At 62.3% G+C, this 18,246-nt stretch carries 2 protein-coding genes; both read right to left on the reverse strand.

Going from position 1 to position 18,246, the window contains the following annotated elements:
- Positions 1-45 precede the first annotated feature (45 nt).
- Positions 46-10,389 carry a non-ribosomal peptide synthetase gene (locus HBO23_RS21590; RefSeq protein WP_170039747.1) on the reverse strand — a complete coding sequence of 3,448 codons (10,344 nt, stop codon included), beginning with the start codon at positions 10,387-10,389 and terminating at the stop codon, positions 46-48.
- 73 nt (positions 10,390-10,462) lie between these two features.
- A complete protein-coding gene (locus HBO23_RS21595) occupies positions 10,463-18,244 on the reverse strand; it encodes a non-ribosomal peptide synthetase (RefSeq protein WP_170039682.1) in 7,782 nt (2,593 codons plus the stop codon).
- Positions 18,245-18,246 lie beyond the last annotated feature (2 nt).

The following is an 18,246-nucleotide window of genomic DNA, read 5'->3' on the forward strand; positions in this document are numbered from 1 at the left end:
AAGCCCCTGGCCATCGGTCCAGGGGCGTTTCTTTTACACGGGGGGTTACTTCATCGCATCAGCAAAGCTCTGCACGAACGCGGCGTTATCGATGATTCGATCATGGGTAGAGTCGATCAGTACTGACTGCTCAATACACGGCCGGCCCATAACCTGCGCCATGCTTGCCTCAATTAACTGACGATGCTGCCCTGCCCGGCTCGCAGCGGCCCACCAGCAATTGATCGGTGCCTGGATCGGCTTGAAGTCGGCGTCCTTGAGACTCTGGCCAAGAGCACGGTCGAGTTCCCAGGAGATCTGCGCTTCGTCGCCCTCAAGCAAGCTGGCCTTGACCTCCACATAGGTCTCACCAAGTGCGCCTTCGGCCCACGTGCTGAACGCCTGCCATTGCTGCACCTCGTCTTCAGAGAGCGCCTGGCTTTGCAACCACGCCGCCTGAATCAACGCGCTCGACTGCGCAAACATCACCTGCAACAGCTCGACACGCCGCTGATTAACCGGCACTTCACTGTCATCGGTCATCACCGCCGTGTCCCAATAGGCCTTGAGCCAGTGCGGCGGCGATGCATCGATCCAACCGACAACCTCGACCACACGCCCCGCCTGTTCCAACGCATACGCGACCTCCATGGCCAGGTTGCCACCCAGGGACCAACCGGCCAGGCGATAAGGGCCTTCGGGTACGGCATCGAGCAGTTGCGCGGTGTAGTCATCGACCATTGATTGCCAGTTGGGCACGTCACTGCCCTCCTCGACCAACGCCCGACTGATCACCCCCAGCACCGGCCGTTGTTCACGCAGTGCCAGGCCAATGGCCTTGTAGCAATGCACCGAACCAAAGCTTGGGTGGAACAGGAACAGTGGCGTGCCTTGGGTCTGGCTGTTGAGTTTGACGATCAGCGAGTGGCGGGTTTCGCCACCCAGGCAGGCCACCTGCCCCGCAATGGTCGGGTTAAGCATCAGTTGGCTGACCGACAGCGCTGTGCCGGTCGCCTTGCGGATGCGCTCCTTGAGCCTCAACACCAACAGCGAATGGCCACCCAGCTCAAAGAAATTGTCATTTAACCCGACGCGTTCAACCTCCAGAACCTCGGCCCAAATCGTCGCGAGGCGCTGCTCCAGCTGCGTCTGCGGCGCCTGATAGACGCGTTCTTGCGCGTGCGCATCAGGCTTGGGCAACGCCTTGCGGTCCAGCTTGCCATTCGGGCTCAGGGGCATTTGCGCCAGCAGCACCCATTGCGCCGGCACCATATAGTCCGGCAAGTGCGCCAACAGGTGTGCGCCCAGGGATTCACGCCAGGTTTCGCTCGGCGCCAGCAACACCAGATAGCCCACCAGATGCTTGCCATCAACCACCTGGACCGAGGCTTCCTGCACCTGTGGATGTTCAAGAACGCGCGCTTCAATCTCACCCAATTCAATGCGCAGGCCACGCAATTTGACCTGATGATCCAGGCGCCCAAGGTATTCGATAACCCCGTCGGCACGCTGACGCACGCGGTCGCCGGTACGATACAGGCGCGCTCCGGGCTCGAACGGTGAAGCAACAAACCGTTCGGCGGTGAGCCCAGGGCGTCGATGATAACCGCGTGCCAAGCCGATACCGCCCAGGTACAACTCACCTGCCACACCCACAGCGGTCGCTTGCAGTTGTGCGTCCAGCACATAGGTGCACAGGTTGGCGATCGGCTGGCCAATGGGCACCGTGTCACGCCCTTCGTCGATGCAGGTCCAGTGGGTCACGTCGATGGCGGCTTCGGTCGGGCCATACAGGTTGTACAACGCGGCTTGCGGCAACTTGCGCAATACCTGCTGTTGCGCATCCACCGGCAGCGCTTCGCCGCTGCACACAATGCGTTGCAAGGAGTGGCAGGAAGCAACGGCCAGGTCTTGCAGGAAAGCCTGCAGCATCGACGGCACAAAGTGCAGCGTGGTGACCTCTTCGGTATTGATCAGCTCTACCAGCCTGGCCGGGTCGCGGTGATCACCCGGCGCAGCCACTACCAGGCGCGCGCCCGTCATCAGCGGCCAGAAGAACTCCCACACCGACACGTCAAAGCTGAACGGGGTCTTTTGCAGCACCGTGTCACGGGCGTTCAACCCGTAGGCTTCCTGCATCCAGCTCAGGCGGTTGGTCAGCGCACAATGGCGGTTGCCCGCACCTTTGGGCTGGCCGGTGGAGCCGGAGGTGTAGATCACATAGGCGAGGTTTTCGCCCTCCAGCACAATACCTGGGTTCGCTTCGCTGTAGCCGTCAAAACCGGATTCACCCAGCACCAGGGTTTCCAGACCTTCCGGGATCGGCAACTGTTCGAGCAGATGCGCCTGGGTCAGCAGCAACTTCACGCCGCTGTCTTCCAGCATGTAGGCGAGTCGCTCGCGGGGGTATTCGGGGTCGAGCGGCACATACGCGCCACCAGCCTTGAGTACTGCCAACAGGCCGACGACCATGTCTATCGAACGCTCCACGGCCAGCCCCACCAACCTATCGGGGCCGACACCGGCGTCCATCAGGCGATGGGCCAGGCGGTTGGCCCGCCGATTAAGTTGGGTGTACGTCAAGCGCTGCCCGGTAAACACCAGCGCCTCGGCATCCGGCGTGAGTTCGACCTGCGCTTCAATCAACTGATGCACTGGCTGCTGCGGGTAGTCACGCGCGGTGGCGTTCCAGTCTTGCAGCGCGCTACGTTCCTCGGCGTCGCCCAACAGCGGCAACTGGCTGACGCGCTGCTGCGGGTCGTCGAGCATGCCTTGCAACAGATTTTGCCAGTGCCCCAGCATGCGCGTGAGCATGGCCGGTTCGAACAGGTCGGTCGCATAGGTCAGGGTGGCCCAGATACCCTGCGCGGTGGCCTGGGTGTCCAGGCTCAGGTCGAACTGCGCGGTCTGGCTACCCCAATCCAGGCCCTCTACCCGCAAATCGGGCAACTGACGGCCGCGGATAGCCAACCCCGCCTCGCTCTGATGGTTGAACAACACCTGGAACAACGGGTTATGGCTCAGGCTGCGCTCCGGTTGCAAGGCTTCGACCAGTTGCTCGAAGGGCAGGTCCTGATGGCTCTGCGCATCCAGGCTGCGGTGTTTGGCCTGCTGCAGCAGTTGGGTGACGGTGATCTGCTCGTCAAGGTCGGCCTTGAGCACCTGCGTGTTGACAAAGAAGCCGACCAACCGCTCGACCTCAACCCGGTTGCGGTTGGCGATCGGCACCCCGACACGGATGTCGTGCTGGCCACTGTAGCGGTACAACAAACCCTGAAAAGACGCCAGCAACAGCATGAACAGCGTCACGCCCTCGCGCTGCGCCAATGCGTTGAGCCCCTCGGCCAGTTGCGTCGGCAACTCAAGCTCCAGGCTGGCACCGCGATAGCTTTGCTGCGCCGGGCGCGCGTGCGCGGTCGGAAGTTCCAACACCGGTTGCTCACCGCCCAGCAGTTCGCACCAGTAAGCCAACTGACGCTCGCGCTCACCTGCCGCCATCCACTCGCGTTGCCAGTGTGCGTAATCGGCATACTGCAACGCCGGCGCCGGTAACTGCGCGACCTCGCCCTGGCGGTAGGCGCTATACAACTGCACCAGTTCGTCGACCATCACCTGCATCGACCAGCCATCGGAAACGATATGGTGCTGCACCAGCACCAGCACGTGCTCATCTTCGGCCAGGCGCAACAAGGTGACGCGCAGCAGCGGCCCTTGCTGCAGGTCGAAAGGCTTGGCAATTTCGGCTTCTACCTGCTGCTGCAGTGTCTGCTCAGTGGCATCGCCTCGCATGATTGACAACGGTTCGGCAGGCAAAACCACCTGCACCGTGCGCTCATCCTGCTGATTGATGCGAGTGCGCAAGCTTTCATGTCGCGCCACCAAGCGATCAAAGCTGCACTGCAAGGCATGCAGATCAAGGCGGCCGCTCAGGCGCAGAATGCTCGGGATGTGGTAAGCGGCGCTTTGCGGGTCCAGCTGCCAAAGAAACCACTGTCGCTCCTGGGCAAAGGACAGCACTAACGGCTGATCCCGCCCTATCGCCCGCATTGGCGGCGCCAAGTCCTCTTCAGCAGCGTCCAGTGCCAGCACAAAACCCTGCAGTTGCGGCTGCTCAAACAAGGTGCGCAGTGGCACGTCACGCTCAAGCAACTGGCGCACACGGGAAATCACCTGCATGGCCAGCAACGAGTGCCCACCCAACTCGAAGAAGTGGGCCGTCAGGCCAATGCGCACAGCGCCCAGCACTTGGGCCCAAATCGCCGCGACCTGCTGTTGCAATGGCGTAACCGGCTCAACCCACACACCTTGCGACTGCGCCGCGTCCGGCTGGGGCAAGCCCTTACGGTCGAGCTTGCCGTTGGGCGTCAACGGCATCTGGTCCAGGAACATGAAGTGCGCAGGCACCATATAGTCAGGCAGACGGGTTTTCAGGGCACGACGCAAGGCTTCGCGGAATGCGACCGGGTCGGCCACGGGTTCAGCGGGCACGACGTACGCCACCAACTGCTTGCCGCTCGGACTTTCCTGGGCCACGACGACCGTTTCACCCACCGCATCCTGCTCACGCAGGCGCGCCTCGATTTCACCCAACTCAATACGGAAACCACGAATTTTCACCTGATGGTCGACACGCCCTAGGTAATCCACCACGCCGTCCGCACGGCCACGGGTCAGGTCGCCGCTGCGGTAAACGCGGCTGCCGGGCTTGCCGAACGGGTCCGGCACAAAGCGTTCGGCGGTAAGCGCCGGGCGCTCCAGATAACCACGGGCCACGCCTTCGCCGCCGAGGTACAGCTCACCAGCCACGCCGATGGGTTGCAGGTTGAGTTGTGAGTCCAGCACGTAGCCGCTGCGGTTGCCCAACAGTGTGCCGATCGGCGCATAGACCGCGCCGCACGGATCGCCGCGACGGGCTTTCCACAGCAGCGGCGTGACCACGGTTTCGGTCGGGCCGTAGCCGTTGAACAAGTAGGTCGGTTTCAGTGCGCGCCACGCCAGGTCGTAACTGGCCTGCGCCACCGCATCGCCGCCGAAGCAGTACACGCGCACATTGGGCGGGTTGCCATCGCGCTCGGCATGCTCGGCCAACTGTTGCAGGTACACCGGCGGGAACACGGCCATGGTCACGTGGTGACGGTGCATTTGCGCGTAGGTGTATTCCGGCAGCCACAGGCTGTCGTCGCGGATCAGTACGCTGGCGCCGTTGATCAGCGGGTGCATCCAGCCTTCATGGGAACCATCGAAGGCGAAGGACATGAAATGCAGTTCGCAATCGGCCGGGCCGGTTTCATAACGCTCCCCGGTGGCGATGATGTGCGCCACCAACGGCCCGTGGGAAACCGCCACGCCTTTGGGCATGCCGGTGGAGCCGGAGGTGTAGATCACGTAGGCGAGGTTGTCGCCATCCAGATTTACCTGCGGCGCGGTATCGCTGTAGCCGGTCCAGTCTTCGGTGCGGTCAATGGCCAGGGTTTCGAGCCCTTCCGCTACCGGCAATTGCGCCAAGGCACTGCTGTGGCTCAGCAGCAATTTCGCGCGGCTGTCTTGCATCATGTACAGCAAACGATCACGCGGGTATTCGATGTCCAGCGGCACATACACGCCGCCAGCCTTCATCACTGCGAGGAAGGCCACCATGATTTCCGCGCTGCGCGGCATGGCAATCGCCACCCGCACTTCCGGGCCGACGCCACGGGCGATCAGCGCATGGGCCAGGCGGTTGGCCTGGCGGTCCAGCTCGCCATAAGTCAGGGTTTGCGTATCAAACTTGACCGCCACCGCATCCGGGTTCTCCCGTGCGCGATCGGCAAACAGCTCGTGCACCAGACGTTTGGCGCAGAAGCCGGAATCGGTGCGGTTCCACAGTTGCAGGATGTGCTGCTGCTCGTCGCTGTCCAACAAGTGCAACTGGCCGATATTCTGTTGTTGATCGGCCACCATCGCCTGCAACAGGTTCTGCCAGTGGCGGGCCATCCGCTCAATGGTGACGGCTTCAAACAGGTCGGTGGCATAGCCCAGCGAGGCCCACAGCCCTTCTGTACTTTCATGCACATCCATGTCGAGATCAAAATGCGCGGTACGGCGCTCCCACTCCAGGCCTTCGATGCGCAAATCCGTCAGTGCTTGCGCCCCCAGGTGACCCTCACTCTGATAGTTGAACATCACCTGGAACAGCGGGTTCAGGCTCAGGCTACGCTCGGGTTGCAGGGCTTCGACCAATTGCTCGAACGGCAGGTCCTGATGGGCCTGGGCCTCCAGCGCACGCTGCTTGACCTGGGCCAACAACTCGGCAACCGTCATGTGCCCGTCGATATCGGCCTTGAGTACCTGAGTGTTGACGAAAAAGCCGATCAGACGCTCGGTTTCCACACGGTTGCGATTGGCGATCGGCACGCCTACGCGAATGTCTTGCTGGCCGCTGTAGCGGTGCAGCAACGTCTGGAACGAGGCCAGCAGTAACATGAACATCGTCACGCCCTGCGCCTGGGCCAGGGTTTTAAGACCTCGCGCCAGCTCGGCAGGTAACGGCACATCCAGGCGCGCGCCACGATGGCTTTGCTGCGCCGGGCGCTGATGGTCGAATGGCAACTCCAGCACGGGCTGCTCGCCACCGAGCAAGTCACGCCAGTAATCCAGCTGGCGGGACTTTTCACCCGCCTCCATCCACGTACGCTGCCACACGGCAAAGTCGGCGTACTGGATCGGCATCACCGGCAACTGCACAGCCTGGCCCTGGCTGAACGCGGCATAAAGCTGCACCAGTTCGTCGATCATGACTTGCATCGACCAACCGTCAGAAACGATGTGATGCTGCACCAGCACCAACACATGATCGTCCTGTGCCACACGCATTAAGGTCACGCGCAGCAACGGCCCGCGTTGCAGATTGAACGGGCGGGCGATTTCGGCTTCGACTTGCGCTTGCAGATCAGCTTCTTGCACGTCAACGCACTGGACAGGTAACGCCACCTGCGCACGGATAACTTGCCGCGCCCCCTCCGCGTGCTGTTCGACGCAGGTGCGCAGGCTTTCATGGCGAGCGACCAACTCATCGAAACTGCGCCGCAACGCCGCCGTGTCCAGCCGCCCCCTGAGGCGCAAGGCACTGGGAATATGGTAGGCGGCGCTGTCCGGGGCCAGTTGCCAAAGGAACCACTGGCGCTCCTGGGCATAGGACAGTGGCAACGGCTGGTCACGACCGACCGCCACCAGTGCCGGAGCCTGCTCACCCAGGCCACCTTCCAGCGCGTGCAAAGCGCCAGCAAATCCTTCCAGGCGTGGCTGCTCGAACACCAGCTTGAGCGGTACTTCGCGCCCCAGCGAACGACGCAAGCGTGATACCACCTGCATGGCCAACAGCGAATGCCCGCCCATCTCAAAGAAGTGGTCGGTCAACCCTACCCGCTCGGCACCCAGGATTTGCGCCCATACGGCAGCGACCTGCTGCTCCAGCTCAGTCACCGGTGCCACCCATGCCTGCTGCGATTGGTTGGCGTCGGGTTTGGGCAGCGCGTGACGATCCAGCTTGCCGTTGGGGTTCAGCGGCATGCGGTCAAGGAAGATGATGTGGGTCGGCACCATATAATCCGGCAGTTGTTCGCGCAGCGTCAGCTTGAGGGTTGCGGCGTCTTGCTGCTCGGCAACCAGATAGGCGACCAATTGATTGTCGACGGCCAGCACCAGTGTTTCGCGCACGCAGGGCTGAGCCAACAACAGCGCCTCGATTTCACCCAGCTCGATACGAAAACCGCGGATCTTGACTTGATGATCGACCCGCCCGACATACTCGATGACGCCATCGGCGCGATAGCGTGCCAGGTCACCGGTACGATACAGGCGCTCGCCGATTTCGCCGAACGGGTCCGGCACAAAGCGCTCAGCCGTGAGCAGCGCGCGGTTCAAATAGGCGCGCGCCAAACCGCAGCGGCTGCCGATGTACAACTCGCCCACCGCCCCCAACGGCGTCAGGTTCAAGTCACGGTCCAGCACGTAAAGGGCGCGCCCTGGCAAGGAACGGCCAATCGGGCTGGCGGTGGCACCGACGATTTCAGCAGCCGCTGAGCAGTCCAGCACACTCGACACCACGGTCGCTTCTGTGGGGCCATAGGTATTGAGCAAGCGTACATGGCCAAGACCGGCTTTCACCCACTGCGCCGGGCCGTCCAGTGGCATGGCTTCGCCACCGATGTGCACCTGGCGAAGCGCGCCATAGGATCGAGGCCCCGCCGCCAGGCAATCGAGCAGGAACAGGTTCCAGTAAGCGGTGGGCAAGTCGGCCAGGGTGATGCCTTGGGCGATGATTTCGTCGTACAGCCGAGCGCTGTCCCACAGCTGCGGCCCGCGCAGGACCACCGTCGCGCCGTGGGTCAGCGCCGGGTAGAGCTGCTCGACGAAACCGTCGAAATTCAAGGTAGCGAATTGCAGTACGCGATCATCCTGGGTCAGGCGCGAATAGTCGGCGGCTATCCGAGAAAACTCGGTCAGCGCCGCATGATCGATGGCCACGCCTTTGGGCTTGCCGGTGGAACCGGAGGTGTAGATCACGTAAGCCAGGTTGTGTTTGTCGACCTTGACCAGCGGGTTGCTCTCGCCGTAGTGGGCCAGCCCCGAATCCGCCACATCCAGCGTCGCCATGCCTTCGGACAGCGGCATCGGCACATGGGATTGCGTCAGCACCACACGCACGCCGCTGTCCTCAAGCATGTGCAGCAGGCGTTCACGCGGGTATTGCGGGTCCAGCGGCACATAGGCGCCGCCCGCCTTAAGCACGGCCAACAAGCCAACCACCATCTCGAACGAGCGCTCGACCGCCACACCCACCCGTACTTCCGGGCCGACACCGCGCTCAATCAGTGCATGCGCCAGGCGATTGGCCTGGCGATTCAACTCGGCATAGCTGATGGTGTGTTCGTCCAGGCACAGCGCAACTGTCTCCGGGCGCCGCTGCACCTGGGCCTCGAACAACCCGTGAACGCCTGCCGCCGCCTCGAACACGGGGCCACCCTGGTTCCAGGCGTACAGCAAATCACGCTGTTCTGCATCGATCAGCATGGCCAACTGCGCCACACGGGTGTCCGCACGCCCGACAATCGCGCGCAGCAAACGCTGCCAATGCTCGGCCATGCGCTGCACAGTGGGCGCTTCAAACAGGTCCGTGGCGTAGGTCAGCGAAGCCCGGATACCTTGCGGGGATTCTTGAGTATCCAGGCTAAGGTCAAACGGTGCGCTCTGGCTGCCCCACTCCAGCGCCTCAAGTGCCAGGCCCGGCAATTGCAGCTCGCCCCGCGACTTATGGGCTTCGGTCTGGTGGTTGAACATCACCTGGAACAACGGGTTATGGCTCAGGCTGCGCTCCGGTTGCAGCGCCTCGACAAGCTGCTCGAATGGCAGATCCTGATGGCTCTGGGCTTCGAGTGCGCGCTGCTTGACCTGGGCCAGCAACTGACTAAAGGGCATCTGCCCGTCGATATCAGCCTTGAACACCTGGGTATTGACGAAGAAGCCGATAAGGCGCTCGGTTTCTGCGCGATTACGGTTGGCGATCGGCACACCGACGCGGATATCCGACTGCCCGCTGTAGCGATACAACAGCGTCTGGAAGGACGCCAGCAACAGCATGAACAACGTCACACCTTCGCGTTGAGCCAGCGCCTTGAGGCTGCTGACCAACACCGCGTCCAGGTCCATGTCCAGACGCGCGCCGCGATAGCTTTGCACCGGCGGGCGCGGATGATCCAGGGGCAACTCCAACACCGGTTGCTCACCGCCCAACCGCTCAACCCAATAACCCAACTGGCGCTCTTTTTCGCCGGCTTCCATCCAACTGCGCTGCCACAAGGCATAGTCGGGGTATTGAACCGGCAACTCAGGCAAACGCACATCCTGGCCCTGGCTGTAGCCCACGTACAACTGCACCAGCTCATCGACCATGACCTGCATCGACCAGCCGTCGGAGACAATGTGGTGCAGCACCAGCACCAGTACATGCTCATCCGGTGCCAGCTGCAGTAACTTCACCCGCAACAGCGGGCCTCGTTGCAGATCGAAGGGTTCGGCGACTTCGGCTTGCACTTGAGCTTCGAGTTGCGTGCGCTCACCCACACCCTCAGCGATCTCAAGGTGCAGCTCAGGCTTCACCACCTGTAATACCTGATCGACGTCTTGATGCAGGCAGGTGCGCAAACTTTCGTGACGGGCAATCAAGGCGTCAAAGCTGCGCTGCAAGGCCGATCGATCAAGTCGACCTTTCAACCGCAACGCACGTGGCAAATGGTAGGCAGGGCTCTGCGGCTCCAACTGCCACAAAAACCACTGCCGCTCCTGGGCATAAGAGAGTCGCAGCGGCTCGCCTTCCTGACGCTTGAAAACCGGGGCGATCTCAAACAGGTTGATGCCTTGCTGCTTGAGCATTACCGCCAACGCTTTCTTTTGTTGCGCAGAAAGTGAACCTACCGACTCGATTAATGCTTGCACGCCGCGCCCCTCAGGAAATCAATTTATCCAAATCTTCTGCTGATAGACGTTTGAGGGCCTCCAAGGATTTAGCCAATGCGTCCTGCACCGGTGAATTATTTGTTTGCCGGGTGGCGACATAGGCACTGAAATCCGCCAGGGTCGGGGTGGTGAAGATCGATTTGACGTCGAATTCGGCGTGCAACTGCTCGCGCAGGCGCACCACCACTTGGGTGGCCAACAGGGAATGCCCGCCCAATTCGAAGAAGTTGTCGTTCAGGCCCACCCGTTGCACGTCGAGCACTTCGGCCCAGATCGCGGCGATCTGTTGTTCCAGGTCGCTGCGCGGCGCCGCGTATTCGCGCGCCTGCAGGTTGGCGTCCACCTTCGGCAGCGCCTTGCGGTCGAGCTTGCCGTTGGGGCTCAGAGGCATCTGTTCCAGCAGCATCCATAGCGCGGGCACCATGTAGTCCGGCAGGTGTTGGGCCAAGTGCGCGCTCACTACGTCGCGCCAGTCGTCGGCGGCGTGTTGCAGCACCAGGTAGCCCACCAGGTATTTGCCGTCGACGGCCAGCACCGCGGCTTCACGCACCCATTCGTGCTCCAGCAGGCGCGCTTCGATTTCGCCCAACTCAATACGCAGGCCACGCAACTTGACTTGATGGTCGATACGCCCGGCGTACTCGATCACGCCGTCGTCGCGATAACGCGCCAGGTCGCCGGTGCGGTATAGGCGCTCACCGTTGACAAAGGGGTTGGCAATGAAGCGCTCGGCGGTCAATGCCGGGCGGCGATGGTAACCCCGGGCCAGGCCGACACCACCCAGGTACAGCTCGCCCAACACGCCCACCGGCGCCGGCTCAAAGTTGCCGTCGAGGATGTAGCAGCCCAGGTTGGCAATCGGGCGACCAATCGGCACCGCATCGCGACCTTCATCAATGCAGGTCCAGTGGGTTACATCGATGGCGGCTTCGGTCGGGCCGTACAGGTTATACAGCCGCGCTTGCGGCAGTTTGGCGAAGACGTGCTGCTGCGCATCCACCGGCAGCGCCTCGCCGCTGCAGACGATGCGGTGCAAGGTGTGGCACGTCGCAACGGTGGGGTCTTGCATAAAGGCCTGCAACATCGAGGGTACAAAGTGCAGGGTAGTGACCTGTTCGGCATTGATCAGGCTGACCAGCCTGGCCGGATCACGGTGATCGCCGGGCGCAGCAACGACCAGGCGTGCGCCGGTCATCAGTGGCCAGAAGAACTCCCACACCGACACATCAAAGCTGAACGGGGTCTTTTGCAGCACGCTGTCGCTGACATCCAGGCCGTAGGCTTCCTGCATCCATTGCAGGCGGTTGGTCAGGGCCGCATGACGATTGCCGGCGCCTTTGGGCTGGCCGGTGGAACCGGAGGTGTAGATCACGTAGGCGAGGTTTTCGCCGTCCAGAGCAATATCCGGATTCGCGTCGCTGTAGCTGTCGACACCCGACTCACCCAGCACCAGAGTTTCCAATCCTTGCGGGATCGGCAACTGTTCCAGCAAATGCGCTTGAGTCAGCAGCAGCTTCACGCCGCTGTCTGCAAGCATGTAGGCCAGCCGCTCACGCGGATATTCCGGGTCCAGCGGCACATACGCGCCACCGGCCTTTAGCACTGCCAGCAGGCCGATCACCATCTCGATGGAACGCTCCACCGCCAGCCCCACCAGTGTGTCCGGCCCCACGCCCGCCTCGATCAGACGATGGGCCAGGCGATTGGCGTGGCGGTTCAGCTCAGCGTAATTCAAGCGTTGCTCGCCAAACACCAGTGCCGGTGCCTCTGGCGTGAGCGCAACCTGCGCTTCAATCAGTTGATGCACCGTTTGCTGCAACGGGTAATCGCGGGATGTGGCGTTCCAGTCCTCAATCACCTGTTGGCGCTCAGTGGCGTCGAGCATCGCCAGCTCACCCAGGCGTTGCTGCCCGCCCTCAAGCATCGCTTGCAGCAGGTTGACCAGATGCCGGCCGTAACCTTGCACCGTATTTTCGTGGAAATGCGCGCGGGCAAAGCTGAACTGCACCGACAGCGTTTCGCCCAGATCCACCAGCACCGTCAGCGGGAAGTTGGTTTGTTCATGGGCATGGGGCTCGCCAAACCGAATGCCGCTGCCGCCGCTTTGCGCCAGGGCTTTGGACACCGGGTAGTTTTCGAACACCAGGATATTGTCGAACAAGGCTTCACCGCCCTGCCCGGCCCAGCGCTGAATGTCATACAGGCCAGTGTGTTCATGCTCACGCAAGGCCAGGTTTTGCGCCTGCACGGCTTGCAACCAGTCGGCCACTGACACCTGCCCCTCGACCGCGCAGATCACCGGCAAGGTGTTGATGAACAGACCGATCTGCTGCTCAACGCCCGCAAGCTCCGCCGGGCGACCGGCCACGGTAGCACCGAAGGCCACTACCGCCTGGCCGCTGTGACGCTGCAACAGAATCAGCCACGCCGCCTGGATCAAAGTATTGAGCGTGACTTTGTGGCTTCGGGCGAACGACTCAAGTTGAGTCGTGAGTGTGCGATCAAGCGCCAGTTGATACTCGCCGTGCCCTTGCACCGCCATCGGTTGACTGCTGCCCAGCCGTGTCGGGGTTTGCAATGCACTCAATTGCTCACGCCAGAAGGCTTCGGTCGCAGCGGCATCACGCTGTTGCAGCCAACCGATGTAATCGCGATAGCGCCCGGCCGCTTCCGGCACTGCCACAGCGGCATAGCGTTGCAGCACTTCGCCGAACAGCCGCGAATTGCTCCAGCCGTCCATCAGGATGTGATGGCTGGTGTAGATCAACTCGTAGCACTGCTCATCGGTGCGCACCAGTACCAGCCGCACCAGTGGCGCCTTGGCCAGGTCAAAACCCTGGCGGCGCTGGGCCTGTTGCAGGTTGTGCAGTTCCAGTTCGCGCTCCGGCATGGCGCGCCAGTCCAGAACCTGAATCGGCAGCCGCGCTTCGCGGTATACCACCTGGCATGGCCATTCCAGCTGGCCTTCCCAGAAGAACCCGCTGCGCAGCACATCATGGGCCTGCACCGTGGCATCCCAGGCGTGCTGGAAGCGCGCCACATCCAGGCCTTGCGCCGTCACGCGAATCTGGTTGATGTAGTCGCCCGCCGTCTGCTCATAGAGGGTGTGAAAGAGCATGCCTTGCTGCATGGGCGACAAGGTGTAGATGTCTTCTACGGCATCGAACGCCAGCGGCAACGACTCCAGCTGCGATTGGTTCAAGCGCGATAACGGGAAATCCGAGGCGGTCACACCGCCATTGCCGGGCGTGCAGCAATGTTCTATCAGCGCGTTGAGTTCGCGGGTGTAAGCCGCGCTCAGCGTTTCGATCACCGCGGGGTCGAACATCAGCGGGCTGAACGTCCAGCCCAGTTGCAGTTCGCCGCCATAGACTTGGCCGTTGAGCGTCAGCCAGTTACCCAGCGGCGCATCCGGGCTTTGTTCGGCACCGGCACTTTCTGCGGCGGGCGCGAACAGGGTGTCCGGTTGGTCGAAACTGCCGTCAACCTGGCCCAGGTAGTTGAAGGTGATGCGCGGCGCTGGCAAAGCACTGAACGCCTCACGTGTGGCGTCATCGCCCAGGTAACGCAAAGCGCCAAAACCCAAGCCTTTATGCGGCACGCTGCGCAATTGCTCCTTGATCTGTTTGATCGAAACCGCCAGGGACACGTCGGGGGTCAGGCGCACCGGAAACAGGCTGGTGAACCAGCCCAGGGTGCGCGTCAGGTCAATGTCGTCAAACAGGTCTTCACGGCCATGGCCCTCCAGCTGGATCAGGCTCGAGGCGTGACCCGTCCACTGGCAGATCACCCGAGCCAGGGCCGTGAGCAGCAGGTCGTTGATCTGAGTGCGGTAGGCCGTCGGCGCCTGTTGCAGCAATTGCCGGGTGCGTTCGGCATCCAGTTGGCTGACCACAGTCTCAGCCAGTCGCCCGGGACGCGCGCCTTGCGGGTCACGGCACGGCAAGTCGGTGGCCGCACCTTGCAGCTGTTGCAGCCAAAAGGCTTGCTCGGACGCCATCGCAGCGCTACGGGCGTGGGCTTGCAAGCGCCCGGCCCAGGCTTTGAATGAAGAGGTCTTGGCCGGCAATTTTTGGTCGCGATACAGCGCTTGCAGGTCTTCAAGGAACACCCGCCAGGACACGCCGTCCACCACCAAGTGGTGCATCACCAGCAACAGGCGCTGGGAACCGTCTGCCAGCTCGACCAGTACCGCACGCAGCAATGGCCCCTGTTGCAGGTCGAGGCTGCGCTGGGCTTTTTCGCAGAGCGCGGTCAACTCGCTGGCATCTGCCACCTTGGCTTGCCACAGTACCTGTGTGCCAGCCGCAGCATGCTCGGCTTGCCAACCCTCAAGGTGCTGGCTGAAGCGCAAACGCAGCACATCGTGGTGAGCAATCTGGCCCTGCAACGCGGCTTCCAGACGATCGCCCTGAAGCGCTTGGCGTGGCGTCAGCAAGAAGGACTGGTTCCAGTGATGCGGGTCCGGCAGCTGCATCTCGAAGAACAACTGCTGGAACGGCAGCAACGGCGTCTCACCCTGCACCGAACCTTGGTCGATCACCCGCGCGGTTTGCAACTGCGCCACCCGCGCGAGGCTGCGCACGGTTTGATGCTGGAACAACGCCTTGGCGGTGAAATGAATACCGGCGGCACGTGCGCGACTGACCACCTGAATCGAGATGATCGAGTCACCGCCGCGCTCAAAGAAATTGTCATTCAACCCCACCTGCTCGATGCCCAGCACGTCGGCCCAGATGGCGGCGATCTGCTGCTCCAGCGCGCTTTGCGGGGCTTCATATTGCTGCGTGGCTTCGGGCTTTGGCAGCGCCTTGCGGTCAAGCTTGCCGTTGGGGCTCAGCGGCATCTGCTCCAGCAGCATCCATTGTGCGGGCACCATGTAATCCGGCAGTGTTTCGGCAAGATGAGCGCCGAGCACATCGCGCCAATCATCCGCTGCGTTTTGCAGCACCAGGTAGCCCACCAGGTATTGACTGTCCGGTGCCAACACGGCCGCTTCGCGGACGTAATCGTGTTCCAGTAAACGCGCTTCGATTTCGCCCAATTCGATACGTAGGCCACGCAACTTGACCTGATGATCGGCACGCCCGGCATATTCAATCACGCCGTCTGCGCGATACCGCGCCAGGTCGCCGCTGCGGTACAGACGCTCACCGCTGACAAAGGGATGGGCGATAAAACGCTCGGCGGTCAATGCCGGACGTCGGTGATAACCACGGGCCAGGCCGAGACCGCCCAGGTAAAGCTCGCCCAGCACGCCAATCGGTACCGGTTCGAAATGGCTGTCGAGGATGTAGCAGCCCAGATTGGCAATCGGGCGACCAATCGGCACGGCGTCACGCCCTTCATCGACACAGGTCCAGTGGGTCACGTCGATGGCGGCTTCGGTTGGACCGTAGAGGTTATAGAGCCCGGCTTGCGGCAGTTTGGCCATGACTTGCTGTTGCGCATCCACCGGCAGCGCCTCGCCGCTGCACACGATGCGCTGCACGCTGTGGCAGGTCGAAACCGCCGGGTCTTGCAGGAACGCCTGCAACATCGAGGGTACAAAGTGCAGCGTGGTGATCTGTTCGGCAGTGATCAGGCTGACCAACCGGGCCGGATCACGGTGATCGCCCGGTGCTGCAACGACCAGGCGCGCGCCGGTTATCAGTGGCCAGAAGAACTCCCACACCGACACGTCGAAGCTGAACGGGGTCTTTTGCAGCACGCTGTCGCTGGCGCCCAGGCCATAGGCCTCCTGCATCCATTGCAGGCGATTGAGCAGCGCTGAATGGCGGTTGCCGGCGCCTTTGGGTTGGCCGGTGGAGCCGGAGGTGTAGATCACGTAGGCGAGGTTTTCGCCGTCCAGCGCGATATCCGGGTTTGCGTCGCTGTAGCTGTCGAAGCCGGACTCACCCAGCACCAGGGTTTCCAATCCTTGTGGGATCGGCAACTGTTCGAGCAAATGCGCCTGAGTCAGCAGCAGCTTCACGCCGCTGTCTTCAAGCATGTAGGCCAGGCGCTCACGCGGGTATTCCGGGTCCAGCGGCACATACGCGCCACCGGCCTTGAGCACCGCCAATAGCCCCACCACCATCTCGATGGAGCGCTCCACCGCCAGCCCCACCAGCGCATCCGGGCCAACGCCGGCCTCGATCAAACGATGGGCCAGGCGATTGGCGCGGCGGTTCAGTTCGGCGTAACTCAGCGAAACGTCACCAAAACGCAATGCCGGTGCATCCTGTTGCGCCAGCACCTGCGCTTCAATCAACTGATGCACCCACTGGCCTTGCGGGTAGGCGCGCTCGGTGGCATTCCACTGGTAGAGGAGTTGTTGGCGCTCCGTGGCGTCCAGCGTCGCCAGGTCCTGCAAGGCCATTGCAGGGTTGGCCACGGCGGCGCGTAACAGGTTCAGCCAATGGCCCAGCATGCGCGAGGCGGTCGCCGTGTTGAACAAGTCGGTGGCATAGGTCAGGGAGGCCCAGAGGCCGTCGCCGGTTTCCTGGGTATCCAGGCTCAGGTCAAACTGGGCGCTTTGGGTTTCCAGTTCGAGGCTGGCCACACGCAGGCCCGGCAGTTGCTGCTCTGCGGATGGGGTCTTGGCCTGGTGATTGAACATCACCTGAAACAGCGGGTTATGGCTAAGGCTGCGTTCGGGTTGCAGCGCTTCGACCAGTTGCTCGAAGGGCAAATCCTGATGGGCCTGGGCTTCCAACGCGCGGCGCTTGGTGTGTTGCAGCAGCTGGGCGAAGGTCATCTGGCCGTCGAGATCGGCCTTGAGCACCTGCGTGTTGACGAAAAAGCCGATCAGCGATTCGGTCTCGACGCGGTTGCGATTGGCGATCGGCACGCCGACGCGAATGTCCGACTGCCCGCTGTAGCGATACAGAAATACCTGAAACGACGCCAACAGCAGCATGAATAGCGTCACCCCTTCGCGCTGCGCCAAAGCCTTGAGACCGGCGACCAGGGCGGGTTCCAGGGCAATGTCCTGGCGTGCGCCAAGGAAACTCTGCTGTGCCGGGCGCGGGTGATCGAGCGGCAGCTCCAGCACCGGCTGCGTGCCACTGAGCAGCTCACGCCAGTAATCCAGTTGACGGGCCTTCTCCCCCGCCTCCATCCAGCGGCGTTGCCACAACGCGTAATCGGCATACTGGATCGGCAGCGGTACCAACGTGCACTCCTGGCCCTGGCTGTAGGCGGCATAAAGCTGCATCAGCTCTTGCACCATCACGCCCATCGACCAACCGTCAGAGACGATATGGTGCTGCACCAGCACCAGCACATGCTCTTCTTCGCTTAGGCCGAACAAGCTGACCCGCAATAACGGACCTTGCTGCAAATCGAAAGGTCGGGCGATTTCAGCTTCGACGTTTGCTTTTAGCCCGGCCTCGTCGGCTGAGTGTTCAGCGATCTCGATCACAGCCTGGGCCAATACTTGCTGGGCACGCTGCTCGCCCTCCAGGTGCAAACGGGTGCGCAGGCTTTCATGGCGCGCCACCAGCGTGTCGAAGCTGCGCTGCAGCGCGGCCTTGTCCAGGCGCCCGCTCAGGCGCAAGGCGCCGGGGACGTGATAGGCCGCGCTGTCCGGGTCCAGTTGCCAGAGAAACCACTGGCGCTCCTGGGCATAAGACAGCGGTGCGTGTTGGCCCTCCTCGCGAATCGAGGCGATCGGCAGTTGCGCGAAACTCATGCCGCGGCTTTGCAGGCGTTGGTAAAACTGCTGACGCTGTTCCAGAGGCAGGCGAAGAAAGCGCGAAACCAGATCGATATTAGGGTTGGAAAGCATGG

It is taken from the genome of Pseudomonas sp. WS 5532, from assembly GCF_012985445.1.
Taxonomy (GTDB): Bacteria; Pseudomonadota; Gammaproteobacteria; order Pseudomonadales; family Pseudomonadaceae; genus Aquipseudomonas; species Aquipseudomonas edaphica.

What these genes read in the sequence shown, in the direction of transcription:
- HBO23_RS21590 (WP_170039747.1), bottom strand. Translation starts at nt 10,389, where the DNA reads ATGCTCAAGCAGCAAGGCATCAACCTGTTTGAGATCGCCCCGGTTTTC.
- HBO23_RS21595 (WP_170039682.1), bottom strand. Translation starts at nt 18,244, where the DNA reads ATGCTTTCCAACCCTAATATCGATCTGGTTTCGCGCTTTCTTCGCCTG.